The 24,489-nt window shown below is 54.5% G+C and carries 27 protein-coding genes; 14 read left to right on the top strand and 13 right to left on the bottom strand.

Translation table 11 applies throughout. The features are described 5' to 3' along the window. The first annotated feature begins 79 nt into the window (after positions 1-79). Complete coding sequence (locus tag A3L09_RS03785) at positions 80-967, top strand: ABC transporter ATP-binding protein (RefSeq protein ID WP_088857694.1); 888 nt, start codon at positions 80-82, stop codon at positions 965-967. Beyond that, on the top strand, positions 964-2,190 hold the full coding sequence (locus A3L09_RS03780; RefSeq protein WP_088857693.1) for an ABC transporter permease: 1,227 nt from the start codon (positions 964-966) through the stop codon (positions 2,188-2,190). The genes A3L09_RS03785 and A3L09_RS03780 overlap by 4 nt, the downstream gene beginning before the upstream one ends. Before the next feature lie 42 nt (positions 2,191-2,232). Here the strand turns inward: A3L09_RS03780 and A3L09_RS03775 are convergent, their stop codons facing one another. The 3 genes from A3L09_RS03775 to A3L09_RS03765 all read right to left on the bottom strand — a co-directional run bounded on the left by A3L09_RS03775 (position 2,233) and on the right by A3L09_RS03765 (position 5,861). Further along, the gene (locus A3L09_RS03775; protein ID WP_088857692.1) at positions 2,233-3,108 is read right to left on the bottom strand and encodes an alpha/beta hydrolase; all 876 of its coding nucleotides are present in this window, start codon (positions 3,106-3,108) and stop codon (positions 2,233-2,235) included. Continuing rightward, entirely contained in the window at positions 3,105-4,415 is a 1,311-nt protein-coding gene (locus tag A3L09_RS03770; RefSeq protein WP_088857691.1) for an MFS transporter, read from the bottom strand. Before A3L09_RS03770 ends, A3L09_RS03775 begins: the two co-directional genes overlap by 4 nt. A gap of 75 nt (positions 4,416-4,490) precedes the next feature. After that, a complete protein-coding gene (locus tag A3L09_RS03765) occupies positions 4,491-5,861 on the bottom strand; it encodes an SLC45 family MFS transporter (RefSeq protein WP_088857690.1) in 1,371 nt (456 codons plus the stop codon). A gap of 72 nt (positions 5,862-5,933) precedes the next feature. Here A3L09_RS03765 and A3L09_RS03760 point away from each other — a divergent pair, with 72 nt between their 5' ends. The 6 genes from A3L09_RS03760 to A3L09_RS03735 all read left to right on the top strand — a co-directional run bounded on the left by A3L09_RS03760 (position 5,934) and on the right by A3L09_RS03735 (position 12,252). After that, the gene (locus tag A3L09_RS03760; RefSeq protein WP_088857689.1) at positions 5,934-6,638 is read left to right on the top strand and encodes a glycerophosphodiester phosphodiesterase family protein; all 705 of its coding nucleotides are present in this window, start codon (positions 5,934-5,936) and stop codon (positions 6,636-6,638) included. 15 nt (positions 6,639-6,653) lie between these two features. Further along, positions 6,654-7,400: a glycerophosphodiester phosphodiesterase family protein gene (locus A3L09_RS03755; RefSeq protein ID WP_088857688.1), complete on the top strand. Its 747-nt coding sequence runs from the start codon at positions 6,654-6,656 to the stop codon at positions 7,398-7,400. 111 nt (positions 7,401-7,511) lie between these two features. Beyond that, the gene (glpK, locus tag A3L09_RS03750) at positions 7,512-8,996 is read left to right on the top strand and encodes a glycerol kinase GlpK (RefSeq protein ID WP_088857687.1); all 1,485 of its coding nucleotides are present in this window, start codon (positions 7,512-7,514) and stop codon (positions 8,994-8,996) included. A 156-nt stretch (positions 8,997-9,152) separates the two neighbouring features. Beyond that, complete coding sequence (locus tag A3L09_RS03745) at positions 9,153-10,643, top strand: NAD(P)/FAD-dependent oxidoreductase (protein WP_088857686.1); 1,491 nt, start codon at positions 9,153-9,155, stop codon at positions 10,641-10,643. After that, positions 10,643-11,908, top strand: a complete 1,266-nt coding sequence (locus A3L09_RS03740; RefSeq protein WP_232473607.1) for an NAD(P)/FAD-dependent oxidoreductase — start codon at positions 10,643-10,645, stop codon at positions 11,906-11,908. Before A3L09_RS03745 ends, A3L09_RS03740 begins: the two co-directional genes overlap by 1 nt. Then, on the top strand, positions 11,905-12,252 hold the full coding sequence (locus tag A3L09_RS03735) for a DUF1667 domain-containing protein (protein ID WP_088857685.1): 348 nt from the start codon (positions 11,905-11,907) through the stop codon (positions 12,250-12,252). The genes A3L09_RS03740 and A3L09_RS03735 overlap by 4 nt, the downstream gene beginning before the upstream one ends. A 112-nt stretch (positions 12,253-12,364) precedes the next feature. Here the strand turns inward: A3L09_RS03735 and A3L09_RS03730 are convergent, their stop codons facing one another. The 5 genes from A3L09_RS03730 to A3L09_RS03710 form a co-directional block, all read right to left on the bottom strand. After that, complete coding sequence (locus tag A3L09_RS03730) at positions 12,365-13,204, bottom strand: META domain-containing protein (RefSeq protein WP_088857684.1); 840 nt, start codon at positions 13,202-13,204, stop codon at positions 12,365-12,367. Between the two features lie 113 nt (positions 13,205-13,317). Continuing rightward, positions 13,318-14,196, bottom strand: coding sequence for a hypothetical protein (locus A3L09_RS03725; protein WP_088857683.1), 879 nt, complete (start codon positions 14,194-14,196; stop codon positions 13,318-13,320). Between the two features lie 140 nt (positions 14,197-14,336). Then, positions 14,337-15,023: a hypothetical protein gene (locus A3L09_RS03720; RefSeq protein WP_088857682.1), complete on the bottom strand. Its 687-nt coding sequence runs from the start codon at positions 15,021-15,023 to the stop codon at positions 14,337-14,339. A 168-nt stretch (positions 15,024-15,191) separates the two neighbouring features. Continuing rightward, positions 15,192-15,413 (bottom strand): hypothetical protein, encoded by a 222-nt coding sequence (locus A3L09_RS03715; protein WP_088857681.1) that lies wholly within the window; start codon positions 15,411-15,413, stop codon positions 15,192-15,194. A gap of 4 nt (positions 15,414-15,417) precedes the next feature. Next, positions 15,418-16,125 carry a PrsW family intramembrane metalloprotease gene (locus A3L09_RS03710; RefSeq protein ID WP_088857680.1) on the bottom strand — a complete coding sequence of 236 codons (708 nt, stop codon included), beginning with the start codon at positions 16,123-16,125 and terminating at the stop codon, positions 15,418-15,420. A 139-nt stretch (positions 16,126-16,264) separates the two neighbouring features. Here A3L09_RS03710 and A3L09_RS03705 point away from each other — a divergent pair, with 139 nt between their 5' ends. Both A3L09_RS03705 and A3L09_RS03700 read left to right on the top strand, forming a co-directional pair. Then, positions 16,265-16,837 carry a hypothetical protein gene (locus tag A3L09_RS03705; RefSeq protein WP_088857679.1) on the top strand — a complete coding sequence of 191 codons (573 nt, stop codon included), beginning with the start codon at positions 16,265-16,267 and terminating at the stop codon, positions 16,835-16,837. A 180-nt stretch (positions 16,838-17,017) separates the two neighbouring features. Then, entirely contained in the window at positions 17,018-17,602 is a 585-nt protein-coding gene (locus A3L09_RS03700; RefSeq protein ID WP_088857678.1) for a 50S ribosomal protein L15e, read from the top strand. 31 nt (positions 17,603-17,633) lie between these two features. On the opposite strand, the gene A3L09_RS03695 is transcribed toward A3L09_RS03700, so the two are convergent. The 3 genes from A3L09_RS03695 to A3L09_RS03685 all read right to left on the bottom strand — a co-directional run bounded on the left by A3L09_RS03695 (position 17,634) and on the right by A3L09_RS03685 (position 19,851). Further along, positions 17,634-18,242, bottom strand: coding sequence for an energy-coupling factor transporter transmembrane component T family protein (locus tag A3L09_RS03695; RefSeq protein ID WP_232473572.1), 609 nt, complete (start codon positions 18,240-18,242; stop codon positions 17,634-17,636). 77 nt (positions 18,243-18,319) lie between these two features. Continuing rightward, entirely contained in the window at positions 18,320-19,114 is a 795-nt protein-coding gene (locus A3L09_RS03690; RefSeq protein WP_088857676.1) for an energy-coupling factor ABC transporter ATP-binding protein, read from the bottom strand. Beyond that, the gene (locus A3L09_RS03685) at positions 19,111-19,851 is read right to left on the bottom strand and encodes a biotin--[acetyl-CoA-carboxylase] ligase (protein ID WP_088857675.1); all 741 of its coding nucleotides are present in this window, start codon (positions 19,849-19,851) and stop codon (positions 19,111-19,113) included. The genes A3L09_RS03690 and A3L09_RS03685 overlap by 4 nt, the downstream gene beginning before the upstream one ends. Positions 19,852-19,902: 51 nt before the next feature. Between A3L09_RS03685 and A3L09_RS03680 the strand changes: the two genes are divergently transcribed. From A3L09_RS03680 to A3L09_RS03670, 3 genes are all read left to right on the top strand, one after another. Beyond that, on the top strand, positions 19,903-20,436 hold the full coding sequence (locus tag A3L09_RS03680; RefSeq protein WP_335755349.1) for a biotin transporter BioY: 534 nt from the start codon (positions 19,903-19,905) through the stop codon (positions 20,434-20,436). Between the two features lie 89 nt (positions 20,437-20,525). After that, the gene (locus tag A3L09_RS03675) at positions 20,526-20,981 is read left to right on the top strand and encodes an RNA-binding protein (RefSeq protein ID WP_088857673.1); all 456 of its coding nucleotides are present in this window, start codon (positions 20,526-20,528) and stop codon (positions 20,979-20,981) included. Continuing rightward, positions 20,978-21,664 carry a Ribonuclease P protein component 3 gene (locus A3L09_RS03670; RefSeq protein WP_088857672.1) on the top strand — a complete coding sequence of 229 codons (687 nt, stop codon included), beginning with the start codon at positions 20,978-20,980 and terminating at the stop codon, positions 21,662-21,664. The genes A3L09_RS03675 and A3L09_RS03670 overlap by 4 nt, the downstream gene beginning before the upstream one ends. A gap of 31 nt (positions 21,665-21,695) precedes the next feature. On the opposite strand, the gene A3L09_RS03665 is transcribed toward A3L09_RS03670, so the two are convergent. Continuing rightward, complete coding sequence (locus A3L09_RS03665) at positions 21,696-23,018, bottom strand: TrpB-like pyridoxal phosphate-dependent enzyme (RefSeq protein WP_088857671.1); 1,323 nt, start codon at positions 23,016-23,018, stop codon at positions 21,696-21,698. A gap of 375 nt (positions 23,019-23,393) precedes the next feature. Beyond that, positions 23,394-23,816: a hypothetical protein gene (locus A3L09_RS03660; RefSeq protein ID WP_088857670.1), complete on the bottom strand. Its 423-nt coding sequence runs from the start codon at positions 23,814-23,816 to the stop codon at positions 23,394-23,396. Between the two features lie 180 nt (positions 23,817-23,996). Between A3L09_RS03660 and A3L09_RS03655 the strand changes: the two genes are divergently transcribed. Continuing rightward, positions 23,997-24,464, top strand: a complete 468-nt coding sequence (locus A3L09_RS03655) for a LuxR family transcriptional regulator (protein ID WP_088857669.1) — start codon at positions 23,997-23,999, stop codon at positions 24,462-24,464. Positions 24,465-24,489: the final 25 nt, after the last annotated feature.

The raw sequence follows: 24,489 nt of genomic DNA, 5'->3' as shown, positions 1-24,489 counted from the left end.
TAGCCGAGGCCGTTCTGAACCACAGAGTTTCGTTAGGTTTTATATCCCATGAGAGCGGTTTAGATTACAGGTGAGGTGATTGAGGGCAATTGAGATCAGGGGCCTGAAGAAAAGCTACGGCAACTTTCAGGCCCTGAAGGGGATAGACCTTGAGGTTGAGGAGGGAGAAACATTCGCCCTTCTGGGCCCAAACGGGGCTGGAAAGACGACGCTGATAAGGATTCTGGCTGAGGGCCTTGCCTACGACTCTGGCGCGGTTAAAGTGTTCGGCGAGCCCCTATCCAAAAAGACGGCCCGCTTTATCGGCTACGTACCCCAGGAGAGCCTGGCCTACGATCTTCTTACCGTCGAGGAAAACCTCGGCTTTTATGCCGACCTCTACAACGTTCCCGGCGAGAGGGTAGGGGATCTCATCGGGAGGCTCAAGCTTCCACCAAAGAAGAGGGCGAAGGAGCTGAGCGGCGGCTTCAGGAGGAGGCTAAACCTGGCCGTAGCGCTCCTCTACGAACCCAAAATCCTCATTCTAGACGAACCCTCCGTGGGCCTCGACGTTCCTTCTAGGAGGGAGCTGTGGGATATCATCAGGGGGTTCAGGGACGAGGGAAAAACTGTTCTGCTGGCAACCCACTACATGGAAGAGGCAGAAGAGCTCGCCGATAGGGTGGCCATAATGAACGAGGGGAAGGTGATAGCAGTTGGAACCCCGGAGGAGCTCAAGAGGACGGCGGGCAGTGAGAGTGTAATTCACGTTGAGGGGATCCTGAGGGGAGTTCAGCTCCTCAAGAAAGAGTTCCGGGCGATAGAAGGGGAGAACTACATCAGAGTGGCCGTGGAGAACGCGAGGGAAGTCCTACCGAGGCTCGTTGAAGCGCTCGTGAGTGCTGGGAGCGAGATCAAGAGCATACGGGTGGAGGAGCCTACCCTGGAGGACGTTTTCCTGAAGCTCACCGGGAGGGGGCTGAGATGAAGGCGAGGGCAGTGAAGGGCATAGTAATGAAGGATCTGAAGGAAGTGGGCAGGGAAAAGATGACGATATTCTGGATATTCGTCTTTCCCCTCATGTGGATAACCCTCTTCGGAGGAATATGGGGCGGCTCCAGTCCCCCGGTTGTCGTCAAGGTCGGGGCGGTTTACTTCAACGAGGATGCCCCCCTCTCGGCCCGGGACGTCGTGGGGATAATGGAGAACGTCACCGTCGATGGGACGAGGGTCTTCAGGGTAACCCGGTACCCGAACGAGAGCGCGGGCATCGAGGCACTCAAGTCCGGCAGGGTCGGCGTACTGCTGGTGTTCCCAGAGGGCTTCGGCGAGAACTTGAGCCGGGGCCTTCGGGGAACCGTGTTAGCTTATTTCGACAGGAGCGACCCGCAGAAGTATCAGATAACGAGCGGGGTTGTCAAGGGCTTCTTCTCCGAGTTCGAAAGGAAAATGGCCTACAAGAGGCTCAACATAACTCTGGGCTACATGGAGAAATACATGCCCGGAAACGCCGCCAATTTTTCCATAGAGAGCATAAAGCCCTATCTGGTAGGCATGATAGATCCCCTCAGCTTCCGGGAGGAGGCGGTTAGGGGAAAGAAAGCCTCTCCGATGCAGTTCTACGTCACGAGCTTCATAGGGATACAGTTCCTCTTTGCGACCATGCTGACGGTATCTGGCCTCGTCTTCGAGGAGATAGAGAAGGGAACGCTGAGGAGGATAGCGGCTTCCCCGGCTACGGCCTGGGACTTCCTCACCGGCAAGATGATCTCGACCTTCATCGTGATAACCGTCAGCATACTGATAGGCGTGGGCTACTCAAAGCTCGTCTTTGGGGAGACGGTTTTCCCGGGTCCCCTCGGCTGGGCGATAATAGTTCTCGCGGCAGTGTTCTCGATGAGCCTGGGTCTGGCGATAGCAATGGGAACGAGGAGCATGAAGGCCACGAACGCCGTGGTGAACCTCATCTCGATGCCCCTCCTCTTCCTCGCAGGGGTGGTCATACCCGAGAGCATACTTCCCAACTGGGCTAAACCAATAGCCGAGTACTTCCCGCTCGGAAGGGCCCTCAAAGACCTCCGCCTCCTTGAGATATACCACAGGCCTCCCCAGGAAATCGCGCCCGATGTGGTCTGGCTGGCGGCCGGAGCCTTTGGAATGCTCATTGTTGCGGTGCTCCTCTACCGCTGGGCGATCAGGAGGCTCCAGTGACGCGGTATTTTTCACCTTTTCAGAACCCAAAAAAAGAGGAGATCAGCCCACCCACTTTCTCAGGAACTCTCCGACTTTAGCCTTCCACTCCTCGGGGTGGAGCTTTAGGGTTCTGACGTGGGGGGCGTCAGTGATCCAGAGTTCAACGTTCGGGTTGATCTTCCCGTTTCTCTCGTAGAACTCCCTCACCTCCTCGACCTTAACGAGGGGATCCTTTTCGCCTGCTATCAGGAGGAGGGGCTTTTTCACCCTATCGGCATACTCTATGGGATGGATTTCCTTTCCGCCGCTGAAGAGCTTTGTGAAGGGCTTAACGAAGAGGTAAAGCCACTCAGGAAGGTTTGCGAAGTATTTAAGTCCCCTCGCTCCCGTCCTGTCCAGGTCCATCGGCGGACTGTCGGCAACGCCGCAGCAGACCTCCTCGATCTCCGCGAGCGACCTTATGGTGACCATAGCCCCCATTGAGAAGCCGGTGAGTCCGATTTTGCCCGCCTTCTCCGGGTGAGTCTTTTTCAGCCATTCCACGGCGGCCCTGACGTCGAGCAACTCCCTATCCCCAACGGTGGTGTACTTCCCCTCACTCTTTCCGTGGGCTCGGAAGTCAAAGGCCAGGACGTTGTAGCCCTCCCTCAAGAGAAACTCTATCGTCGGCCTCATGTAGAGCGAATACCATCTGCTCGCCGTGTAGCCGTGGAGCGGGATGATGGTTTTATCACTCCCGTTGTCGATCCACCAGCCGCTGAGCTTGAGCCCGTCCTCCGTTTCGAATGTTACATCCTCGTAGTCAAAGCCCAGATCCTTCGGCGTCCATTCCTCGATGAGCCTCGGAGGCCTGACCATCTTGTAGCCCACGAAGGCTACAAACGCGATAAAAACGAACACGAGGAAAACGATGATGGAGAGAAACGGGCCTATCATCTCTCCACCCCCTTCGCCTCCAGGTTCTTCATCATCCACACCATCGGCATCGCGAGGAGGACCAGTACGGCGCCGAGCGGGAAGAGAACGCGGTAGTTATTCCCGGCCAGCTGAACCACCGCTCCACCGATGATCCCAGCCAGCAGAACCGGCAGGGAGCGCGTTGCCTCGAAGAAGCCGTAGTATCTCCCAGTGAAGGCCTCCTTCTCGAACCTGGTCAGGAGGTCGCCTATGACTGGGTAAGACGCCGCCATGAGGATTCCCCAGCCTACTCCAGCTATTCCGAGGGCTATCGTTATCTCTGCCTTGGTCGTTATGAACCACCCCCACAGCAGGGGGATCGCGAAGATGACGCCGCCGAGGATTATGCTCAACCTCCTCCCGAGCTTGTCATAGATAATGCCCCCTGGAAGGGCCCCGATGAGCACGGTGACGTTGAATAGGGCCATTAAATATAGGCCCAGGGAGGTAACTGCCTTTATGTTCTCTTCACCCGCCGAACCGTAGAGTATGAAGGCCAGAATTCCGTACAGGAATACCCCTATGAACTCGAAGCTCATCCACCAGAGGGTCTGGGCCGTGTAGAACTTGAGAAAGTCCCTGTTCTCAACTATGCTCTTTAGGTAGCTTCCGAGACTCTCGTTCTCCTCAACCTCCGGGCTTTCTGGCTCCCTGACCACGAAATACACAAAGAGCGCCGCACCGATGAGGAAGAGCGCCGTAACGAGGAACGGGATCTTGAGGTAAGGAGTTTGAGCAAGGGCCTGTATGCCCTCCTTTTCCCCAGTTTCGGCAACGGCCTTCGCGATCAAAAGGCCCGCAAGTCCAAAGAGGAAGAGGTTCCCGGCCCACTCGAATAGGGTTATTATCCCACTAGCCTGCCCCCTCTGACCGCTCTCAACGGTATCCGGCATCAGCGCCCGGTACTGAGCAGTGTAGAGGTGCATCGAGAAGTAGAAGAACGCCAGAGACAGGGCGAACCAGGCGAGGGGGATGCCCAATGCGTAGGCTGTGTATATGAAGAGCGCGGCGATCCCGGCCAGCACACCGCCCATCATGACAAACGGTCTCCTCCTGCCGTGCTTCGACCGGAGGGTATCGCTGTAATAGCCGAGGAGCGGCGGGATTATTATTCCAATAAGGCCCTCAAGGGCCAGTATTGTTCCCTTCACAAGGGGGGACTCCGTGTAGCTCGAAAGCAGGGGAAAAGAGAGCCCCTTGTTCAGCGCCCATCCAACGCTCCTGCTGAAGCCCAACAGGGCGAGGCCGAGGACAACACCCCACTTGAATCCTTTATCTCCTTCCATTGCAACCACCCACCTCAATTACTCAATAAACCATTCCTAATCTCCCACTCCACACAAAGGAAAGGGAGAGGAGAGTCAATCCATGTCCGGAACGTAGTCGAGGGCGCCGCCCTTCGTTCTGACCACGTCTCCCCTCCTGACGAACTGGACTACCAGCGCCGCCAGGAGGAAGAATACCGTGGCGAAGGGCAGGAGAGTCCAGTAACCGAGGAGGTCGATGAAAATGCCCGCGAGCGGTGGGGCGACCAGGTTGGCGGCCTGGCTGAAGAAGTAATAGAGGCCAGTGTAGCCGCCAAGCTTCTCCTCGGTCGTCATGTCGACGACCATCGGCAGGGAATTGACGTTGACCATGGCCCACCCAATACCCGCTATAAAGAAGAGCCCCATGAACTCCATGACGACGGGATCCGAAAGGGAGGGGCTCTCGGGCCTGTGGGCCTGACCGAGGAAGTAGGCGGTGATCACCATGAGGGCCACTATCACAAGGCCAATCGTTATGGTCTTCCTCCTGCCGATCCTGGCGCCGAGGAACCCCGCGGGGATCGCCGAAAGCATGAAGCTGAGTGATACCGCTCCGAGCATGAAGGCGCCAGTGCTCTCTATCTTCCGCGTCAGTTCCGTCTCGGGGGCCCCCACGGGGATGCCAAAGAGGTGGTACTTGAAGTAGCTGGTGAAGAACGTTTCGAGGGAGTTGAAGGCAACGAACCAGAGGAAGATGGCCAGCAGAATAGCGAGCAGGCTTCTCTCGTGGCTGGCGAAGACGTCCTTGAGGTTTTCCTTGAGTTCGCCGAAGCTCTTGTGAGAAGTTTCGGAGAGGAGCTTTCTGATGCTGATCTTCTTTCCGGGAACGCGGTACTCCTCGGGCTCGGGAACGAAAAGGACAACGAAAAGGTTGGCGAGGAGCATTATGAGCGCACCGGCGTAGAATGGATAGGCGTAGTTAATGTCGTAGAGAACTTTACCGCCGAAATAAGCAAGCAGAGCCCCGAGTCCGCCCATGAAGTTGATTATGCCGTTGGCCTGGCTCCTCTTCTCACTCGGGGTTATGTCTGGCATGAAGGCAACGACGGGGGAGCGGAAGAGTGCCATGAAGAAGTTCATCAGGATTATCGTCCCCATGAACAGGGCCAGACTGCCGTGATCCCTTGCTATCGGAATGAGGGCAAACATAAGCGCGGCGGATGGAGCACCGAGGAGTATGTACGGCTTTCTCCTCCCAAACCTGGTCCGCGTCATGTCGCTAAGGGCCCCGAGGAAGGGGAGCAGGAGAACCGCAAAAAGGTTGTCGATGGTCATGATGAAGCCCGTTACAGTCTTGCCCATTCCAAAGGTGTCCTGGAGGAATATCGGAATGTACGCGTTGTAGAGGGCCCAGATTATGCTTATACCGAAGAAACCGAAACCAAGCAGGAAGATTCTGCTGTACCTGAACTCGGTCAAGTTCATCACCCCTCTATTTTAATCCTTGAGGGATGGAAAGAAGGATTTTTAAGGGTTTTTTGAACATAATAGGGCAAGATGGGAGTGCTCATCCTTGGACACAGGGGTTTCAGGGGAGAACTGGAGAACACGTTGCCGGCTTTCCGGAGGGCCATAAGGTACGCCCAGGGGATAGAGTTCGACGTGAGAACGACCGGGGACGGAAAGGTCGTGGTGCACCACGACGAACATTTCACGGTTGGAAAAGAGCGCTACTACCTCAAAGACCTCACCCTCCCAGAGCTCAGAAGGCTCCACCCCCTTGGAAAGCTTATCCCAACGGTTGATGCCCTGCTGAGGGAGCTTCCCCCAGTACACCTCGACGTGGACGTGAAGGAGGCGGAAGCCGGGGAAGAGGCCCTTGATCTCATCGAGAAATATGGGGCAGTGGAGAGAACTGTTTTTTCCACCGATGACCCGGGAACGGCCAGGGCACTGCTCCATGAATGCCCCTACTGCCGGGTGGGCTTCTCTATCGTCGGCTATTCCTCCGTCGCGTGGATCCCGAGGCTGAGGGGACTCTACTCCATCCACGTGCCGATAGACGGCGTTTCGTACGTGGGCTACGGTCCGTTCACTGCCCTGCTGAGGACACTGAGAAAGAGGGGTTTCAAGCTGTACCTGTGGAACTACAAAATGGACGAACTCCTCTGGGTTCCCCGGTTAGAGCCCCTCGCGGACGTCGTGATCTCCGACGATCCCGCTATGTTGAGAAAGGTTTTTCTACCGCAGGGGCCAAGATGACGGAGGTGAACTCTAATGGTGAACTGGAATAAAACCCTGGTTCTTGGGCACAGGGGCTACTCCGCGAAGTACCCCGAGAACACCCTTCTGGCGTTCAAAAAAGCTGTAGAGGCCGGAGCAGATGGAGTTGAACTCGACGTCTGGCTCACAAAGGACGGGGAAGTGGTGGTTATCCACGACGAGACCGTTGACAGGGTGAGCAACGGAAGCGGTAAGGTCAAGGAGATGACGCTTGAGGAGCTCAAGTCCCTCGACTTCGGGAACGGGGAGAGGATCCCCACCCTTGAGGAGGTCTTTGAGGCCCTTCCGGAGGACGTTATAATCAACGTCGAGCTCAAGGACATCGATGCGGTGGAGAAGACTGCGGAGCTTATAAAGGCGAATAACCCCGATAGAATCCTCGTCTCGTCCTTCAACATCGATGCCCTCCGCGAATACCGCAAGTACGACGATGAGACCAAGATTGGGATCCTAGTAGACAAGGAGGAGGCACTGGCGCAGCTTCCCCATCTAATAGCCGAACTAAAACCATGGTCCCTCAACCCCCCGATTGACGCGATGGCCCTCCTCGGTGTTGAGAAGACCGTTGGGGCCCTTCAGATGGCAAGAAGTGCTGGCCTCAGGATAGCCCTCTGGTCGCTCAACGAGGAACTCTACTATGCCAACGACAATCTGGTGAGGCTCGGCGGTCTCTTCGACGTTCTCATTGTCAACGACGTTGAGAGGATGCTCAACTACCTAACCGGGCTCGGGTTGAGGTGAGGTAGCTTTTACGGGATCGTGTCCTTTTATTTTTGGGCGATGGAAACCAAAACGGTGAACGCGGAAACCCTAATAAATTCTCCAGTCGTCTATCATTTTTGGTGAGCATGGATGGACAAGTTCATACTCTCTCTTGACGAGGGGACCACATCGGCGAGGGCGATAATCTTCGACAGGGAGAGCAACGTCCACGGGGTTGGGCAGTACGAGTTCCCCCAGCACTATCCCAAGCCTGGATGGGTTGAGCACAATCCCGAGGAAATCTGGGAGGCCCAGCTTAGGGCCATAAAAACCGCAATTGATAGGGCCAAAATCGAGCCAAGCCAGATAGCGGGCATAGGCATCACAAATCAGCGCGAAACGACGCTCGTATGGGACAGAGAGGGAAAGCCGCTATACAACGCGATAGTCTGGCAGTGCAGGAGAACCGCGGAGATGGTAGAGGAGATAAAGCGCGAGTACGGAGCTATGATAAAGAAGAAGACGGGCCTTGTTCCCGATGCCTACTTCTCTGCCTCAAAGCTCAAGTGGCTCCTCGACAACGTGCCCGGCCTCAGGGGGAAGGCGGAGAGGGGCGAAGTCCTCTTTGGAACTGTCGATACATTCCTCATCTACCGCCTCACAGGAAAGCACGTCACCGACTACTCCAACGCCTCAAGGACGATGCTCTTCAACATACGCAAGCTGGAGTGGGACGGAGAACTGCTGGAGCTCTTCGACATCCCTGAGAGCGTCCTTCCCGAGGTTAGGGAATCAAGCGAGGTCTACGGCTACACGAAGAGGGAAATCCTAGGTGCTGAAATCCCCGTTAGCGGCGACGCCGGCGACCAGCAGGCGGCTCTCTTCGGCCAGGCAGCCTTCGAGACTGGAATGGTGAAGGCGACATACGGAACGGGGAGCTTCATCCTGGCCAACACTGGAAAGATGGTGCGCTACTCCGAGAACCTACTCACGACGATAGCCTGGGGCCTCAGGGGAAGGGTCAGCTACGCCCTTGAGGGAAGCGTTTTTGTGACCGGTGCCGCCGTTCAGTGGCTCAGGGATGGAATAAAGATAATCCAACACGCCTCGGAGACCGAGGAGCTTGCAACGAAGCTTGAGAGCAACGAGGGGGTCTACTTCGTTCCCGCCTTCGTCGGCCTTGGGGCGCCCTACTGGGATCAGTTCGCGCGCGGGCTGATAATCGGCATAACACGCGGTACCGGCAGGGAGCACCTGGCGAGGGCGACGCTTGAGGCCATCGCATACCTCACGAGGGACGTCGTTGAGGAGATGGAAAAGCTCGTCCAGATTAAGGACCTCCGCGTCGACGGAGGAGTCACTGCAAACGACTTCCTCATGCAGTTCCAGGCGGATATACTGAACAGAAAAGTCATAAGGCCCGTTGTGAAGGAAACCACAGCACTCGGAGCCGCTTATCTCGCAGGACTGGCCATCGGCTACTGGGAGAGCCTTGAAGAGATAAAGGATCTCTGGAAAGCCGAGAAGGTCTTCGAACCCAGGATGGATGAGGAGACGCGCGAAAGGCTCTACCGCGGCTGGAAGGAGGCTGTGAAGAGGGCGATGGGCTGGGCTAGGGTAGTTGGGGCCAAGTAACATGAGGAACATAACTGTTCATTTTCCTGGTGTTCACCCTTGTCCTCCCTTTTTATGTTCAAAACCGTCCTCTGACAGTCCATAGGCTAAACCAAAGGTTAGAGAAAGCTTTAAAATGAAAAAATCCGTTTTTCGTTTTAGTTTGGAGGTGCGAGCATGAAGACGAGAGTGGCCATAATTGGCGCTGGAATAAGCGGCGCTAGCATAGCGCGCGTCCTGAGCAGATACGAGAACCTTGAGGTTCATCTAATAGAGAAAGCTCCCGACGTCGGATGGGGAGTCAGCAAGGCCAACACCGCCCTCATCCACGGCGGCTACGACGACGATCCCGAGAAGTATCCGGTGAGGGCAAGACTCTGCATCCGCGGGAACCGGATTTGGCACCAGTGGGTTAAGGAGCTTCAGATAGCCCATGTCTGGAACGGTGCTTTGATAGTCGCCACGAAGGAGGAGGACTTCGACGAGCTTGAGAAGCTCCTGGAGAGGGGGAGGAAAAACGGCGTCCCCGAGATGAGGATAGTCGAGGGGGATGAGCTCTTCCACCTCGAGCCGGGTCTTACCAAAGAGGCTATAGGCGCCCTCTGGGTTCCGATAGTCGGGCAGATAGCTCCGATTCCAGCAGTTATAGCCCTAGTCGAGAACGCCGTGGCGAACGGAGTTAAAACGCACCTTGAGACCGAGGTTACAGGCATAAAGGTCGAGAACGGCGAGGTGAAGGGGGTCGAAACCAACAACGGCTTCATCGAGGCGGACATTGTTATAAACGCCGCCGGTCTCTACGCGGACAAAATCGCCCGGATGGCCGGGATAGACTACTTCGAGATACACCCGAGGAAGGGCGAGTACTACCTCTTTGACGACGATGTTCCCGGACCGAGGAGGGTTCTCTTCCCGACACCCACGCCCGTAAGCAAGGGAATAGTCGTAACCACCGAGGTCAGCGGCCACATGATGATAGGGCCGAACGCCCAGGATCTTCCGCCCGAGGAGAAGGAGGACTTCGCCACGACTGAGGAGGGCCTCAGGGAGGTCTGGGAAGGAGCCAGGAAGCTCTGGCCAAACCTCCCACCTAAAAGCAAGGTGATAAGGACGTTCGCAGGTTTAAGACCTGAGCCAACAGGTGGGGACTTCATAATCAAGGCCGAAGAGGAGGTTCAGGGCTTCATAAACGTAGCGGGGATACGCTCCCCGGGTTTAACGAGCGCCCCTGCCATAGCATACGAGGTCGCTGAGATCATCCAGCGCGACCTCGGCGTTAAACTCGTGGAGAAGGAGAGGTGGAATCCGTACAGAAAGGAGATAACGCACTTCTTCATGCTTCCGCCGGAGAAGGCGAACGAGATGGTAAAACGGAACCCTGCCTATGGAAAGATAGTGTGCAGATGCAACCACGTGAGCGAGGGGGATATCCTAGAGGCCATCGAGAGGATGAAGTTCATAGGGGTTAAAACGCCGAGCGTCGATTCCGTCAAGTTCAGGACGAAGGCAACAACTGGAACCTGCCAGGGAAGCTTCTGCAGGCCGAGAATCGTCCAGCTTCTCGCCAGAGAATACGGTGTTGAGCCCTGGAAAATAACCCTCAAGGGAAGGGGAAGCGAGATTGGAATAGGTGACGTCAAGGCCCTTCTCAGGGGGGATGAAGCATGATGGAGCCGATGCCGCAGATTCCAATGCTTTCCTACGACGTCGTTGTCATAGGCGGCGGCCCAGCTGGAATGGCAGCTGCCGTAAAAGCCAAGGAGCTCGGACTCAACGTGCTCCTCCTCGATGAGAACGATTACTTGGGCGGAATCCTCCCGCAGTGCATACACCCCGGCTTCGGCCTCCACTACTTCAAGGAGGAGCTGACCGGGCCGGAGTTTGCGTCGAGGCTGGCGAGGAGAATGGTAGAGCTCGGCGTTGAGTACAGAACCTCTTCCAGGGTTCTTGAGATAAGGAACTACTCCGACCTTGAGAAGGTTGTGATTTTCACCTCGCCCGCTGGAGTTTATCAGGCCTGGGCGAAGGCGATCATCTACGCGGCCGGAGCGAGGGAGAGGCACGCCTTCGAGATCGGCATAGTCGGAGACCGCGTTGCAGGAATTTACACAGCCGGAGAGGCCCAAACCCTCATGGATGTTTACGGCATCCTTCCGGGCAAGGAGATTGTGATAGTCGGCTCCGGTGATGTCGGCTTGATAATGGCGCGGAGGTTTGCCCTCGAGGGCGCGAAGGTTAAGGCCGTCGTTGAGCTCATGCCCTATCCGGGAGGCCTTGCAAGGAACGTGATGATACTGAAGGACTTCAACATCCCGCTCTACCTGAGCCATAAGGTCGTTGAAGTCCGCGGAAGGGGAAGAGTCCAGAGGGTCAAAGTGGTTAAAGTGGACGAGAACTTCAACGAAGTCCCGGGAAGCGAGTTCTGGATCGAGGCAGACACCCTGGTCATATCCGCAGGGCTGGTTCCGAGCGTTAAGAAGCTGAAGAAGATAGGCGTTGAAATTGACCCGGCAACGGGCGGCCCAATCGTAAACGATAGACTTGAGACGAGCGTTCCAGGGATATTCGTTGCCGGAAACTCCCTCCTCATAAACGACCTCGTTGACTACGTGGCTGAGCAGGGCGAACTTGCCGCCGAAGCTGCCAAAGAGTTCATTGATAAGGGAGGAATAGAGAGCAGGAATTGGGTGAAGGTGGAGAAGGGTGAGAACGTACGCCTAATAGCTCCGCACTACCTAAGCGGCGACCGCGATGTACACCTCTACCTTCGCGTTGCAAGGCCGATGGAGGACGTCGAGGTAAGGGTTCCGGAGATAGGGAAGCGCCTCCGCCTACCAGTGGTGAAGCCGGCCGAGATGATAAGGCTGAAGCTTAAGGCGGAGGAAATCCAGAAGGCTGGAGAAAAGCTCACCGTCGAGGTGGTGGGGGCATGAAAGTTTACCGCTTCACCTGCATCGTCTGTCCCCTAGGATGCTCGATCGAGGTCAAAGTGGAGAACGGGAAGATCGTGGACGTCACAGGGCACACCTGTCCGCGCGGTCAGGAGTGGGCGATAGAGGAGGTTACCAGTCCGAAGAGGATCGTGATGAGCGTTGTGCCCGTTGAAGGGGGCGCCCTCCCAACGGTGAGCGTCAAGACTGCCGAACCTGTGCCGAAGGATAAGATACCCAAACTGATGAGGTTCCTGGCCGGACTGAAGCTAAAGGCACCTATTGAGATCGGCCGGGTAGTTGCAGAGTGGGAGGGAATAAAAATAGTGGCCACGAGGGGGGCTTAGCTGAAGACATCTTAAACCCATTTTCCCTTGTTTTTTCCGCCTGAAATTCCAAGAGGCTCCAGAAAAAGGGGATTGAAAAAATAGAAAGTTGAAGTTCTTAAAGGGTTCTCATCTACCCTACAAACGGTGATTTGACCAACGGCTCTGCGTTCTCAACTCCCTGCGGCTTAGTTATGTTCAGCGGCTCGTTTATGCTGAATATCCTCTCGCTGTCCTGTATTATGAATTCAATGCTTGGGTTAATGGAGCTCTGGTCGATGGTGGAGTTCACTATCATCGACTGTGAAACGTGGAACGTCATAGTGATGTTGAAGTAGTCCTTGAGATAAACCGGTGTTCCGTCTTCTTTGAAGCCAACCTCGATCCATCCCTCGTTCGTTCTGACGCTCATGTTTGCCATGTCCATCAAGTTGTGGAGGACGGTGCTCCTGTTAAGGACGTTCATGAGCTCATCAAAGGTGATGTTTGTTCTGAACACGTAAAGGTCTCCCCTCTGCTCTATCTCTATGTCCTTCTCCCGTATGAGTTTTTCCAAGTATTTAATGTCTGCATTACCCTGATAAAGTTCTTCGTATGCCTGGGTCATGTTCCTCACGTCGTACCAGGTTCCGTTTATGTTTATAAACGCGCTGGTGCCGTTGACGTAAGCCTCCAATGGTATGTACAGAGCATCACCGTTAGCGTGGACTGTAACGTTTCCGCGAACTAAAGAGACGTTCTTCGTGCCGTCGATGAGCGCGCGGATGGCAATACTCTCCCTAACGCTCAGGGTTTCATTGCTCATGGGATCTTTCGCGTGCATGCTTATGGTGATGTTCTCTCCGTATTCCATGGTGTTTATGGATTCCAAAGCGTTAAGGATATCCTCCTTCGTGAGCCCGGTTTTCTCCTCCACGCACCCGCTTGCAAAGACCACAAACCCCACTATAAACAACGCCAGTATCTTCCTCATGGCGTTACCTCCTGCTGTTGTGACCAGAGAAACATCGAAGGGATCCTTAAATACTTTTTGTATTCAAATTTTGCGGACTACTTTAAATAGTCTGCAAAAAGTGGAGATAGGCGTCAGATCGAGGAGCCATCGTTGAGAAGAGGTGCGTCCTCAATCCCCCGCGGTACGGGCACCCTGGCTTTGTTTATGTCCGTAATCACCGTTGTTTTGTGGATTCTGTACCTAAAACGCAGATCCTCTTTAAAAGTAATCGTGAAGTCAATGTACGTTTTTATAACGCGGGGCGTTCCGTTTTGATCAAAGTACACCCTACCCACCCCCTTGTTTGTGGTGACCCTCATGCCAAAGATGCCCCCAATGAGGTTTCCGAGTTCAGCTTGGATACCCCGTAAGTCATTAAACGTGACGTTAGATACTAGGACGTACCCGGCCCCAGTTTTCCTGAGTACTGAGTCGGTCTTTCTGAGAATTCTCTTAACGTAGTCTATCTCCAAGGAAGCTTCTCTCCGATGCTCAAAGGCTGGGATATTAGTGTTAACCCTGAACCACTGTCCGTTAAGGTTCACATAGGTCTTCGTACCATTAACAAAGTACTTCATGCCCATCTCCTTTTCCATTCCCCCATTCGTTCCTGGAGCTTTTACGCTGATGTTAAGATCCCAAAAGCCAAGGCTGTTCTTTAGATCGAAGCTCCCAGTAAAGTTGGAGTAGATCTCCCCGTCGATAGTTTCATTGGAAGTCAGGTTGGTTAGCTCTACGTCCCCGGTCATTTTTATCGTGTACCTCACTGTCGTTATGTTGTCAAGAACCGACAGTAAGTCCCCCTTTGTAAGCCCCTCAGTACTTCCGTGGGTTGCCGTGGTGGAGGAAGTAGTTTTCTCAGAGTGAGTTATTACTGAACTAGTCGGGCTGGTTTTTGTCGTCTCCCCTCCGAGACAGCCGGCTGTTATGATCACCAAGCTTATTAAAAAGATCAAGAGGGTTTTTTTCATTATCTCCCCCCCAGGTATACCATCGGCGAACATTCAAGATGATTTAAATACTTTTCGGACTCGGTTTTTAATACTCGGAAAAAGCAGGATAGATAATAGAACTCTCCCCCGTAGAGGTTTATAGTCGAGTTCTTAATCAATTAACTAGGCCTGGAGACTCCTTTGAACAACAATTCTAGGTACCACCTCAGCACGGTTTTATTCCTGCCGAAGATATCGGGCCAACAGTAAGTCTTTCTTATGGTGTAAACCGACCTAGTGTCCACGTAGTCCACGATAACACTGGGTGAGTCGTTTACGATTTCATTGGTATGACTCTCGTAGACCTCAACGGGGGAGCCGTTCTGGAACACCGCCCTGAGGGTGTGGTGGATTACAACAGTTTCAGGACCGTATTTCTCGGAGGTGTTCCAGTACAGCTTCAAAACCCGAGTTCCGTTTTCTTCCTTGATCACTTTGGATCTCTGATCCTTGAGAATCCGTTCAACTATGAGGTACGGATCCCTGAGGCCTCTCCTGGCTTTGTTGGTTAAATTCTCAGCCGTTATAAAGACCGTTTCGCGGTTGATGTCCACCCCATAAAAGGCTCCAAACTTCCCGGGGCATATTATACCCACACCATCCTCAGAGGGCGTCATGAAGCCCGAGCCCCTCATATGATACGTGTAAACGTAGGCTTCACCAAGGGCCTCAGGTGAGATGTTGTATTCAAGGGACGAATTCACAGAACTCTCGTTCTCCTCCAGTGTGTAGACCATCAAGAAGTGAACCGCACCCACCGCAATGAGGGCCAAAGCAACCGGGAGCAACAGGGAGGTTCTTCTCACTTTCTTCACCTCGCGAGAGTTTCCCAAGTTTAGATTTTTTAGTTCATGGTTTTTAATCTTTGCTAAGGTACGTTTTAACAACTCCAAGGGAAGAATTTTGGATTAAAGTGTCCATTCTGGACTTGAATCTCATTCAGAAAGACGAAAACAAAGAAAAGGTCAAAGATATCATCCCAAAAGGCCCTCAAGCTTCTGCAGGAATATCCTGAGATCAGTTTTAAACGGCTCGCTTTCTTTTTCCATAAGGGACTCGATCCTAGCCTTAAGCTCTTCAACATCACCCGTCTCCTTAAGAGCCGATAGGATCACGGATCTGAGCCGATCGCTGTATTCAACGTAGGGCCTCGCCTCGAAGAGCGCCTCCTCCACGAGTTCACGCGGATCTTTCACACTATCACCTCCACATACCCCGCAGGACGTAGTACCACCTTTTCTGCTCGTCTTCAGCCCTCCCCATGAGGAGGAGGTACCTCAGGATGGCGACGTTGACGAAGAGGAGCAGTATCAGCATTATGTCGTAGGCAGGAACGGCAACGCTGAGGAAGGCGAAGTAGTCCCAGAGGAAGTGGAGAAGCATGGCAGTCATGAGGAAGCCCCCCACTGAATCTGCCTTCCCCTCAGAGAGCAGGCCGTAGCCGACCCCCACTATGGCGCTCCAGGTGCCGTGGGCGAATGGGGTAAGGAACGCCCTGAACACGGTTACATGGAGGCCGTATCCCAGTCCGTAGAGGAAGTTCTCGGTCGCCGCAAAGCCGAGCCCTGCCGCGACTCCGTAAACAACGCCGTCCATTATGCCGTCCATCTGGCCAGCCCTGAAAGGATAAAGGATCGCCAGGGCTTTTGAAGGCTCCTCAACCACACCCGCAACGAGGGCCATGTAGAACGCCCCCGCAGGAAGGAGGGACCTCTGGTATCCCCACCGGGGTGTAAGAAGCGCCTCCACAACAAACGCTACCGCCACAGAAAGGGTGGCACCTAAGAGGAACGTCATCAGGACGTACTTTTTCGGCTCAGGCTCGAGCCTGTCCTCATGGTAGAAGTACCAAAGCAGGATCAGAGCAGGAGCGTACGCGAAAAACACCAGCCAGCCCAGGATGTCCATGCTACCACCTGTGACTCATATGAATCCGGGACTTTTTAAGGTTTGCAGAAGAACCGGGTTTCATCTTTATTCCATGGCAGAGTAACTACCTGCACAAAAGCTATATCAAACAGGATGACGAACATGTTAGGGTGGTAGGATGGACCGAAAAGTCGCCGTCATAGCCACGGCCTTCTTCGCCGCGGTGCTGGTGGTGGGGGTGTTCTGGGGGGATATCATGGAGAAGGCCAATCCTGCCCCTCCAAAGCTCATTTCGGTAACCCTTCAAAGGGGTTCGAGCGAGCACGGTGAATATGAGGGGGTATACCAGATCAAGGGGGAGATCCTTACCGACTGTTCAGTTGCCTTCACCTACGTAACCCCCGAAATTGGACAGGTTGAAGTATACGAGTTTGACGGAAAGATGTACAAGTTCCTAACAGGAAAGGAGATAGGAAATCCAACCTGTTCTGAAGAGCTGGAAACAGGAACGCTCACCCTCCAGTTCAACCAGAAACTCGAGGGAGTTACCGTCGACGTGTGGGTTGGTAAAACAGCGGACGATGGGGATCACGTCTACTTCAAGCTCATAGGAACATGGCAGTTCATGGGAAACTCCACCACGCCAATCTATCTTGCACCGTCACCAGAGAAGGACTACAAGCTGATGAAGCTCGAGAAACTCAAAAACCTGACCAAAGAGGGGGGAATCCACGAAATCGAAGAAAAATAAAGCCGCCCCTTATTTAGGCCCATCCATAAAAACGAATCCCCCAAGAGTCCCGGTATGCCATCCTACCACGGATCGCAACCCTTAAAAACTCAACCTCCAACCTCGACCGACTAGGCGGGGCAGACCCGCGGGATGTTCCCGTAAGGGAGAACCACAAACAGGGAAGAAGAGGTGAACGAGATGAGCATGTACAAGTACATTAGGGAAGCCTGGAAGAGCCCGAAGAAGAGCTACGTTGGGGACCTTCTCAAGGTCAGGATGATAAAGTGGAGGAGAGAGCCGGTCGTCGTCCGCGCCGAGAGGCCGACGAGGCTCGACCGCGCTAGGAGCCTCGGTTACCAGGCCAAGCAGGGCTACGTCATCGTCCGCGTCAGGGTTAGGAAGGGCGGCAGAAAGAGGCCTAGGTGGAAGGGCGGCAGGAAGCCGAGCAAGATGGGTATGGTCAAGTACTCACCGAAGAAGAGCCTCCAGTGGATAGCCGAGGAGAAAGCAGCTAGAAAGTACCCGAACCTTGAGGTTCTCAACTCCTACTGGGTCGGAGAGGACGGTATGTACAAGTGGTTCGAGGTCATTCTCGTTGATCCGCACCACCCGGTCATCAAGAGCGACCCGAAGATCAACTGGATAGCCGGCAAGGCCCACAAGGGACGCGTCTTCCGCGGCCTCACCAGCGCCGGCAGGAAGAGCAGGGGACTTAGGAACAAGGGTAAGGGTGCCGAGAAGGTCAGGCCCAGCGTAAGGGCCAACAAGGGCAAGACTAAGTGATCCAGCTCTATCTTTTAATTGCACTTCTCTTTTACAGTTTTAGAGCTATTGCAAGGATAAGAAGCATCACTCCCATTGTCAGAATATCTTTTCCCCCAATTCCCCCATCAGTGAGGGTCGTCGGCTTCTTCTCAAGCGAGAAGCCCCTGGCCTCAAGTGACCTCGAAAGGTCGCCAGACCTCACCAGCCCCCACGCAACCAGGGGAATCACGAGGGTTTTCGAGTTCCAGAGTCTCGCCACAAAGTTTCCCCGGTTAAAATCCATCCCCCGGGAGGTTTGGGCGATCTTCACCTCCCTCAGGATCCTCTTACCGGCCTCCACGTTCTTCATTAGTAAAAACACAGAGATCACCAGCCACAGGGGGAACCCCAGGTTCAGGAGCAAGTCCCTGAGCTCACTGGGCTTTGATGTCTCTGCCAGGATCAAGAATGGGAGGAACATCAGGAGAAGCCTGAGGAAATACTCAAGGGACCCAGTAGGAGTTGAGGAACTTCCCACCCCAAAAGTGAGTCTCAACACCACCGCAATAGCGATAAACGGGAGAACTACCTTTAAACCGTCCAGAAGAACCCCGAACTCAACCTCCATCAGCCACATTCCAATCAGCAGAAAGCCCAGAACCAGGAGGAGGCCCCTCATCCCCATGAAAGGAGCGGTAATTGAGACAAGAACCGCACAAAAAAATTCTGAGGAGAGGCCAAGCCCACCTTTACTTCTCATCCCAACGTCCTCCCCCTTAAAAGTTCCAGGAGTTCCGAAACGCTCCTAACCGAGCCGAGTCCGAGCTCCCTCGATATCCTCAGGAAATCAGGGGTTTTCACTCCGTATTTTTCAAGATCCATGGCAAGAAACTCCCCCACGCTCCCCTCGAAAACCATCCTTCCCTTATCCATCAGAACGATCCTCTCAGCCAGCTCCAGGGCGAGCTCGGCATCGTGGGTTATAACGACCACGCCCCGCCCCCTTTTCGCGAGTTCTCGGAGGGCGTGGATTACCTCGGTTCTTCCATTCCAGTCGAGGCCGGCCAGGGGTTCGTCCACAACAATGTACTCAGGATCCATGGCAAGAACCGAGGCTATTGCAAGCCTCTTCTGCTCACCGCCGCTCAGGGAGAGCGGGTTTCTCTCCTCGTAACCATCGAGTCCAAGGGCCCTAAGCGCTGAGAAAGCCCTCTCCAGCACCTCTTCCCGCGGCAACTGGAGGTTTGAAGGACCGAAGGCGGCCTCCCTGAGCACGGTCTCCTCAAAGAACATCCTCTCAGGATTCTGAAAGACGTAGCCAACCACCTTACTAAGCTCGGCCGCCTTGGCCTTCCTCGTGTCTGTCCCGTTGACGAGAACAGTCCCTTTCGTAGGCTTCAGGATCCCGTTCATGTGGAGGGCAAGCGTAGTTTTTCCGCTCCCGTTGGGTCCGAGGAGGGCTGTCACCCCCTTTCCGATGGAGAGGGAGACGTTCTTCAGAGCCTCCGTGCCGTCCGGGTACCTATAACTGACGTCAATGAACTCTATCACCCTCCCACCGCCCACGACAGCTCTTTGAGCAGAACCCCGAACAGACTCCTTGCAACTTCAAGGAGGCTGGGACTTTTCCCTAGCTCCAGGGACAGGGAGGTTGCCCCCTCTGGCACGGGGTTGTTCACGTTGATGCCCACCCCCAGGATCACGAACCTGACCTCATCGACCTCCCCGTAGGCCTCAGTTAGAATCCCCCCGATCTTTCTTCCATTTACAATAATCCCCCTCCGAGATGCGTCCGCATTCAGACCGAGGGAGTTCATGAATCCTTCAACGGCCAGAAGCGCCGACTCTTCAACTCTTCTAACGTCCTCCATGGGCATACCAGGCCTGAGGATCAGGGAAAAGTACAGTCCCCCCGGAGGTGAGTGCCACCCCCTACCCCTCCTTCCCTTTCCGCTTCTCTGCTCCCCAGCTATCACGAAGAGACCCGAGGGAGAGCCTTTTTCCGCCAGTTTTCTTGCTTCATCCATGGTCGACCTCGTAACCCTGTAGTAAACCGACTCAACGTCCAGTTCCCAGGGGTAAGGTATTCCCGGATCGTAAACGAGCCGGTACCCAATGGAAGTGGATTCTATCCCGTATCCCAGCTCCTTGAGCTCCTCAACGTGCTTCCAAACGGCGGTTCTCGATATCCCCAGCTCCCTCCCTATAAGTTCCCCGCTGACGGTGTCGTTCTTCCGTAGGAATTCTAGGATCCTCCTCTTTTGGGGGCTGTCTCTTAGGGGCTTCATGGAACTTCGTTAACCTAAAACATTTTAAAAGTTAACGTAATCGAAGGGTCGGTGAGGGATGTGGACGTTGAGGACATAAGCTACGCCTCGGTCTTCGGAGCGCTGACTGCCCTTGGGGCATGGATAAGCGTTCCCCTCGGAGAAGTGCCTGTAACCCTTCAAGTTCTCTTCGTGCTCCTCAGCGGGTTCCTCCTGGGAGCCAAGAGGGGATTTTTAAGCCAGATAACCTACCTTCTAGCCGGTGCCGTTGGCCTTCCAGTTTTTGCAAAGTTCAGCGGAGGCCCAGCTGTAATCTACGGCCCCACAGGGGGTTATTTGATGGCCTTCCCGATAGCCGCGGCAGTTGCAGGTCTCGCATACGAGAGCAGGGGATTGCTCCGTCACGTTGCACTCGGCCTGCTCGCCCTGGGTGTTATCTACCTCCTCGGCTGGGCCAGGTTGACCCTCCTCCTGGACAGCCCCGAAAGAGCCTTTGAGGTTGGAGTGCTCCCCTTTGTGGCCGTAGACGTTGTTAAAACCCTGCTTGCAGGATTTTTGGCCCTCAGCGTTAAGAGGCGGGGCAATTTGGTGGGTGTTCCGGCGTGAGGTCTTCGGGCCACTCCCTTCCCCCTCGAGACCATAAACAGCGGAATGGTTTTTAAGCCCGGCATCGCACCCCTCCCCGGTGGGAAAAAATGACAAAACTTAGGGCACACCACATCAGGCTCACAACCTTCATCCAGGCAACGGAGGACGAGGACAAGGTTCTGGAGGCGATAGCGACCTTCATACCTGAGGACATAGATGACGAAGATATAATATTTGACATTGACGAGACCGCGGGCTTTTTCGGCAACCCCATCAAAGTAGTCAACGCCGAGATCAAGAGGAGCAGAGCGGTGAGAAAGTTCCTAGAATACTTCAAGGAACTGCTGAGCGAAGAGGACCGGAGTTACCTCCTCGAGCACATCGATGAGAAGGTTGATGAGGAGGGGACCCTCTACGTCCGCTTCAACAAGCAGAAGGCCTACCTCGGCGAGGTCGAGATAGATGAGGGTGCAGACGTTATTCAGATCAGGATAAAGGCCAAGGCCTTTCCGATGAGAAAGGAAGCCGTTGTCAAAGCCGTGAGGGAGTGGCTGGAGGAATGAGCGGGAGCCAATACTCCCCCGAGGCAGAGGAGGTTTCGTTCTCCCGTGACAACTTCATCGAGATGGACGTGAGGAGCGAGGAAGCCTACGAGCTGGCCAAAGAATGGTTCGACGAGGTCGTTTTCACGAAGACGCTCGTCCTGGAGAACTCCCCAGACTGGCCCACTCTCAAGGAAGAGCTCAAAGAGCTCCGGGGGAGGTACGGAAAGGTCGCCCTCCTGCTAGTAACTAAAAAACCGAGCCTGATCAGGGAAGTAAAGAACAGGAACTTAAAGGCACTTATCTACGTCCAGGGAGGGGACATGAGGGTCAACCGGGCGGCCCTTGAGGCCGGCGTGGACGCTTTGATAAGCCCCTGGCTGGGGCGAAAGGATCCAGGTTTTGACCACGTCTTGGCCGGAATAGCCGCGAGGAGGAACGTCGCTATAGGCTTCTCGCTGGCACCGCTCCTAAGGGCGAATCCCTACGAGAGGGTTCAGATCCTCCGCTTCATGGCCAAGACCTGGCAGCTCGTCGATAAGTACTCCGTTCCAAGGTTCATAACGAGCTCGGCCGAGAGCAGATGGGAAGTCCGCGGGCCGAGGGATCTGATGAGCCTCGGAATAAACCTTGGAATGGAATTTCCGCAGGCGAGGGCGAGTTTGAACTTCTATCCGAGAAAGATCCTCCTCAGGCTCAAATGAATGGAAATAACAAAAGCCAAAAGACCTCCCATCATTCAAGCGCCGGGAAGTAGTCCGGCTCGTAGTCCTCCAGCTTCCCGTTGAGGTAATCCTCGTAGCCCCCAAGGTCGAGGAAGCCGTGCCCGCTGAGGTTGAAGAGGATGACCTCTTCTCTTCCCTCTTTCTTTGCCTGCAGAGCGCGGTCTATAGCCCCTTTTATGGCATGGGCGCTCTCCGGGGCCGGGATAATTCCTTCGGTCTTCGCGAACAGCTCGGCCGCCTGGAAGACCTCGTTCTGGTGATACGCTACCGGTTTCACTATCCCGTGGTTTATCAGGACGCTAAGCGTCGGTGCAAGCCCGTGATAGCGCAGACCGCCAGCGTGTATCGGCGGGACGTAGTAGGTGTGTCCGAGGGTGTGCATCTTCATCTTCGGTGTGTATCCTCCGGAGTCGCCGTAGTCGTACTTGTAAACTCCCCTCGTCATCGATGGAGCTGCCCTTGGCTCGACGGCTATGAACTCGTAGTCATCTTTTCCACTCAGGACGTCCCTGACGAAGGGGTAAGCCAAGCCGGCGAAGTTGCTGCCTCCACCGACGCATCCGATTATGACGTCCGGCTCTTCAAACCCCTTCATCTGCTCCATTGCTTCAAGGCCGATGACCGTCTGGTGCATGAGGACGTGGTTGAGGACACTTCCCAGGGCGTAGCGGGCCTTCTCGTCCCTTAAAACATCTTCAATCGCCTCGCTTATCGCTATACCTAGGCCACCCGGGTGGTTCGGATCCTCAGCCAGGAACTTCTTTCCTATCTCCGTTCTGTCGCTCGGGCTCGGATAGATTTCAGCTCCATACAGGCGCATTATGGTCTTCCTGTATGGCTTCTGCTGGTAGCTTGCCCTTGCCATGTAAACCCTGACCTTCAGCCCGAGGAGCGCTCCCGCGAGGCTCAGCGCGGTTCCCCACTGACCTGCCCCCGTCTCTGTAACTAGCCTCTCTATACCCTGCTCCTTCGCGTAGTATGCCTGTGCCAGTGCGGTGTTTATCTTGTGGCTTCCAGTCACGGTCGCTCCCTCGTACTTGAAGTAAATCCTCGCTGGAGTGTCGAGGGCCTTCTCAAGGTTCGTGGCGCGGAAGAGCGGGGTTGGGCGGCCTATTTTCGCGTAGAGCTCGCGCACTTTCTTGGGGATTTCAATATACCTCTCCGTGCTCATCTCCTGCTTCACGAGCTCCCCAGCGAAAATCCTGAGGAGCTTCTCCGGCTCCATCGGCTCATCCGTCTCCGGGTCGAGCGGCGGTGCCAGCTGCTCCGGAAGGTCGGGCAGTATGTTGTACCACTTCTTCGGTATCTTCGAATCGGGCAGAACGGCTTTCATTTCAACACCTCCTTTAATACGCGCTTAAAATCTCCTCCAAGTCTGGAAAGAAATCCCAAAAGCGAGGGAATAATGAGTATGATGCCTGAATCCGAACTGGAATTCCCTATCCTGGCTAGGCCCGTTGTAAAATCACTAACGAAACGGCGGCCAAAAGAAAGCCCCCCTAATCACTCCAAAAACAATCCCGCCCTGTAGTCTTTAGACTAACCCTCAGGAAGAAGGGGGAACCTTCAGCGCCAAAAACACTCACTCCTGACTGTCATTGGGCATCGGATATGGGAAGGTCACCAGCCTTAAATCTCTTTTCCCCATCGAATTGGAAAGATGACGGAAACTCAATGAGAATCCTGTAAAAACCCGTCATTCAGACAATCATGCGAGCTCGGTCTGGTCGTAAACCGACCTTCCCTTTAGATACCTCATCAGGACGTCGTACATGAACTCCTTAAGCTCGGGGCTCATCTCGTCGTAAACGATCCTTGGTTCCGCGAGTCCTGAACCCTCAATCGTACGGATGAGTTCTTTAACCCCTGGCAGGGACTTCCCTATGAGTTCTTCCACGAGTTCAGGGTATTCTTCCTCATCGATTTCCTCCTCACCCTCGAAGGCCAGGTAAACGACAACGCTCCCTATCTGAAGCATGAGGACTACCTCGCTCTCGCTCACGTCAAAGAGGGAGAAATTGTATGCTGAGTTCTTCTCGCGTGTAACGAGTATCCCGGATAGTTTGAGGCCCGTCTCCTCCGGGCTGAAAGAGGATACCAGCCCAATGACCGCTTTCTGAATTTCTCTCATCTCCCCACACCCCTCAGGGGTACGGCCACACAAATAAAAGAGTTTTGGGGAAGATGGTATCCCGCGTGTTCGATTACAACTTTGGGGCTGAGTATCCGATCTAAAGACGGAAAGAGTAATTTTAACGCCGAAAAGCTCATAAACGGCTCGCTTAATTAAGATCACCAAAGAGGTGATAGCATGAAACCAGTGCCCTTCCTAGCGGCGCTGCTGGTCATCGTTGCCATGACGATGCCATGGTTCACCCCCGGAAGCAAGGAACCCGGAATCCAGATGTTCGGGGTAGCCTCCGTTGGAGAGCATTCTGACAACAAGGATTCTGCAGGACTGAGCTTCATAGACGTCGCCAGGAACGTGTACCTTAATAGGGACGTCCTCAACCAAAACCTTCGGTTGGAAGAAAAGGGAGGAGTCCCGGGAATGCTCCTTTCCTTCATCGCCTTTCCCCTCATAATCATCGGGGCAGTTACAGGCCTGTTCAAAGGGAAGTTCGGTCATGGGATAGGCCTGGTGGGAATGGTGATCCTGACGCTCGCACTGGTTTACGGAAACGGGAGGAGCACGGGCAGTCTTAGAATCGGATCGGGCTACCTGCTGGCGTGGGTTGGGTTCTCAGTTGGACTGGTCTCTTCAGCCTTCCAGAAATGACTTTTTCTTTTAGCTGGTCTGATGG

The sequence above is a fragment of the Thermococcus profundus genome (assembly GCF_002214585.1).
Classification (GTDB): domain Archaea; phylum Methanobacteriota_B; class Thermococci; order Thermococcales; family Thermococcaceae; genus Thermococcus; species Thermococcus profundus.
Note: the sequence above shows the minus strand (reverse complement) of the source record. Positions and strands in the feature narration are given on the sequence as shown.

What these genes read in the sequence shown, in the direction of transcription:
- A3L09_RS03780 (WP_088857693.1), top strand. Translation starts at nt 964, where the DNA reads ATGAAGGCGAGGGCAGTGAAGGGCATAGTAATGAAGGATCTGAAGGAA.
- A3L09_RS03775 (WP_088857692.1), bottom strand. Translation starts at nt 3,108, where the DNA reads ATGATAGGCCCGTTTCTCTCCATCATCGTTTTCCTCGTGTTCGTTTTT.
- A3L09_RS03770 (WP_088857691.1), bottom strand. Translation starts at nt 4,415, where the DNA reads ATGGAAGGAGATAAAGGATTCAAGTGGGGTGTTGTCCTCGGCCTCGCC.
- A3L09_RS03765 (WP_088857690.1), bottom strand. Translation starts at nt 5,861, where the DNA reads ATGAACTTGACCGAGTTCAGGTACAGCAGAATCTTCCTGCTTGGTTTC.
- A3L09_RS03760 (WP_088857689.1), top strand. Translation starts at nt 5,934, where the DNA reads ATGGGAGTGCTCATCCTTGGACACAGGGGTTTCAGGGGAGAACTGGAG.
- A3L09_RS03755 (WP_088857688.1), top strand. Translation starts at nt 6,654, where the DNA reads ATGGTGAACTGGAATAAAACCCTGGTTCTTGGGCACAGGGGCTACTCC.
- glpK (WP_088857687.1), top strand. Translation starts at nt 7,512, where the DNA reads ATGGACAAGTTCATACTCTCTCTTGACGAGGGGACCACATCGGCGAGG.
- A3L09_RS03745 (WP_088857686.1), top strand. Translation starts at nt 9,153, where the DNA reads ATGAAGACGAGAGTGGCCATAATTGGCGCTGGAATAAGCGGCGCTAGC.
- A3L09_RS03740 (WP_232473607.1), top strand. Translation starts at nt 10,643, where the DNA reads ATGGAGCCGATGCCGCAGATTCCAATGCTTTCCTACGACGTCGTTGTC.
- A3L09_RS03735 (WP_088857685.1), top strand. Translation starts at nt 11,905, where the DNA reads ATGAAAGTTTACCGCTTCACCTGCATCGTCTGTCCCCTAGGATGCTCG.
- A3L09_RS03730 (WP_088857684.1), bottom strand. Translation starts at nt 13,204, where the DNA reads ATGAGGAAGATACTGGCGTTGTTTATAGTGGGGTTTGTGGTCTTTGCA.
- A3L09_RS03725 (WP_088857683.1), bottom strand. Translation starts at nt 14,196, where the DNA reads ATGAAAAAAACCCTCTTGATCTTTTTAATAAGCTTGGTGATCATAACA.
- A3L09_RS03710 (WP_088857680.1), bottom strand. Translation starts at nt 16,125, where the DNA reads ATGGACATCCTGGGCTGGCTGGTGTTTTTCGCGTACGCTCCTGCTCTG.
- A3L09_RS03705 (WP_088857679.1), top strand. Translation starts at nt 16,265, where the DNA reads ATGGACCGAAAAGTCGCCGTCATAGCCACGGCCTTCTTCGCCGCGGTG.
- A3L09_RS03700 (WP_088857678.1), top strand. Translation starts at nt 17,018, where the DNA reads ATGAGCATGTACAAGTACATTAGGGAAGCCTGGAAGAGCCCGAAGAAG.
- A3L09_RS03695 (WP_232473572.1), bottom strand. Translation starts at nt 18,242, where the DNA reads ATGAGGGGCCTCCTCCTGGTTCTGGGCTTTCTGCTGATTGGAATGTGG.
- A3L09_RS03685 (WP_088857675.1), bottom strand. Translation starts at nt 19,851, where the DNA reads ATGAAGCCCCTAAGAGACAGCCCCCAAAAGAGGAGGATCCTAGAATTC.
- A3L09_RS03675 (WP_088857673.1), top strand. Translation starts at nt 20,526, where the DNA reads ATGACAAAACTTAGGGCACACCACATCAGGCTCACAACCTTCATCCAG.
- A3L09_RS03670 (WP_088857672.1), top strand. Translation starts at nt 20,978, where the DNA reads ATGAGCGGGAGCCAATACTCCCCCGAGGCAGAGGAGGTTTCGTTCTCC.
- A3L09_RS03665 (WP_088857671.1), bottom strand. Translation starts at nt 23,018, where the DNA reads ATGAAAGCCGTTCTGCCCGATTCGAAGATACCGAAGAAGTGGTACAAC.
- A3L09_RS03660 (WP_088857670.1), bottom strand. Translation starts at nt 23,816, where the DNA reads ATGAGAGAAATTCAGAAAGCGGTCATTGGGCTGGTATCCTCTTTCAGC.
- A3L09_RS03655 (WP_088857669.1), top strand. Translation starts at nt 23,997, where the DNA reads ATGAAACCAGTGCCCTTCCTAGCGGCGCTGCTGGTCATCGTTGCCATG.